The 2,328-nt window shown below is 71.7% G+C and carries 2 protein-coding genes; both read left to right on the top strand.

The window, feature by feature from the left end:
• The first annotated feature begins 190 nt into the window (after nt 1–190).
• A complete protein-coding gene (locus Q0R63_RS05885; protein WP_295695260.1) occupies nt 191–1,450 on the top strand; it encodes a CoA transferase in 1,260 nt (419 codons plus the stop codon).
• 48 nt (nt 1,451–1,498) lie between these two features.
• On the top strand, nt 1,499–2,328 hold an 830-nt coding region (locus tag Q0R63_RS05880), incomplete at its 3' end, for an aldo/keto reductase (protein ID WP_295695258.1).

Genomic DNA, 2,328 nt, shown 5'->3' with positions numbered 1-2,328 from the left:
CGGCGCCCCTCATCGCCGCCGCCATCCTCGAGAAGACCGGCTCCAGCACCGGCATCAGCTGGTACATCATCGGCTGCTGCGTCGTGTCGGCGATCGCGCTGGCGCTGATGCCGCGCACCCAGCTGAACCGCGAGGCCGCCCTGGAGTCGGAGACCGCCGGAGCCACCGCGTGACCGAGCCCGGTTCCGCTGTGCCCGTTGAGGATTCGTTTGAAAAGTCGCCCGCCATCTCAGCCGACGCCGAGGGGGCGTGGGTCCGGCGCGAGGGCGCGCTTGCGGGGCTGCGCGTCCTCGACCTGACACGCATCCTCTCGGGCCCGTTCGCCTCGATGGTGCTCGCCGACCTCGGGGCCGACGTCATCAAGATCGAGGACACCCGAGGCGGGGACGACACCCGCCGGTGGGGGCCGCCCTTCCAGGGCGACGACGCGGCATACTTCCATGCTGTCAACCGCAACAAGCGCTCGCTGGCGATCGACCTCAAGACCGAGGTGGGGCTCGACATCGTCCTCCGTCTTGCCACCTCCGCCGACGTCGTGCTGGTGAACTTCCGCCCGGGGACGGCCGAGCGGCTGGGTCTCGGCTATCCCCAGCTGTCGCAACGGAACCCGCGGATCGTCTACGGCTCGGTCAGTGGCTTCGGCCAGACCGGCCCGGAGAGCCGGCGGGCCGGGTACGACGCCATCGCGCAGGCGATGTCCGGGGTGATGGGCATCACCGGTCCGGCCGACGGCGAACCGGTGCGGTTCGGTGTCGCGGGGGCCGACCTCGGCGCCGGCATGTGGGCGACGATCGGCGTGCTCGCCGCGCTGCGCTCCCGGGACGAGACGGGGCAGGGGCAGCACGTCGACATCTCCCTGCTCGACGGGCAGATGTCGTGGCTGACGTATGCCGCGCAGAACTACTTCGCCTCGGGGGAGCGACCGAGGCGCTACGGTTCTGCGCACCCCAATATCGTTCCCTACCAGTCCTTCCCGACCGAGTCAGGCGAGATCATGGTGGCGGTCGGCAACGACTCGCTGTGGCGTCGGTTCGCCCCGGTGGTCGGGCTGGGCCACCTGGTCGACGACCCGCGCTACGCCACCAACCCCGACCGGGTGGCCCGGCGGGACGAGCTGCTGCCGCTCATCGCGGAGGCCTTCCTCGGCCGACCGTCGACCGAGTGGGCCGCGCTGCTCGAGGAGGCAGGCGTCCCAGCCGGTCCCGTCCACGAGGTCGACGAGGCACTGGCCCAGGAGCAGGTGCTGGCCCGCGAGATGGTCGTCGACCTGCCCCACTCCGATCTCGGCACCGTGCGCACCCTCGGGTCGCCGCTCAAGCTCACCGGCACCCCGACGACCCTGCGCACGGCGAGTCCGACCTATGGCGAGCACACCCGCGAGCTGCTCACCGCGATGGGTCTGGGCGAGCCCGACATCGATGCGCTCGCCGAGCGGGGCGTGGTGCGCTGAGTCCGGGTCCGACGCGACGGTGTCTGCGCCGACTCCTCGTCTGACGGCATGGACACACGTCAGTTCGGTCGCACCGGTCGCCAGGTCAGCCCGATCGGACTGGGCTGCTGGCAGCTCGGCGCCGACTGGGGTGACGTCGAGGAGTCGGACGCGATGGCGGTGCTGCACGCGGCGGTCGACTCCGGGGTCACCTTCCTCGACACGGCCGACGTCTACGGCGACGGTCGCAGCGAGACGCTCATCGGGCGGCTGCTGCGCGAGGTGCCCGACGCAGGCCTGACCGTCGGGACCAAGATGGGGCGTCGGGCCGACCCGTTCGCGCCCGAGGCGTTCACGCTCGAGGCGTTCCGCGGGTGGACCGATCGCAGCCGGCGCAACCTCGGGGTCGAGCGCCTCGACCTCGTGCAGCTGCACTGCCCGCCGACCGCGGTCTACTGCGCCGACTCTGTCTACGACGCGCTGGACACCCTCGTCGCGGAGGGGGCGATCGCGGCATACGGGGTGTCGGTGGAGACGTGCGACGAGGCGCTGATCGCCATCGCGCGGCCGCACGTCGCGACGGTGCAGATCATCCTGAACGCGTTCCGGCGCAAGCCGCTCGAGCGGGTGCTGCCCGCGGCCGAGGCCGCCGGCGTGGGAATCATCGCGCGGGTACCGCTGGCCAGCGGGCTGCTGTCGGGGAAGTACGACGAGGGCACGACGTTTGATGCTGACGACCACCGCACATATAACCGCGGGGGTGAGGCATTCGACGTGGGGGAGACCTTCGCCGGGGTGCCGTTCGAGGTCGGGGTGCGGGCGGCGCGGTCGGTGACCGAGCTCGTGGCTCCGGTGCCGACGGCGCAGGTGGCGCTGCGCTGGATCCTGGACCAGCCGGG

Source organism: Lapillicoccus sp. (assembly GCF_025353065.1).
In the GTDB taxonomy this organism is placed as follows: domain Bacteria; phylum Actinomycetota; class Actinomycetes; order Actinomycetales; family Dermatophilaceae; genus Lapillicoccus.
Note: the sequence above shows the minus strand (reverse complement) of the source record. Positions and strands in the feature narration are given on the sequence as shown.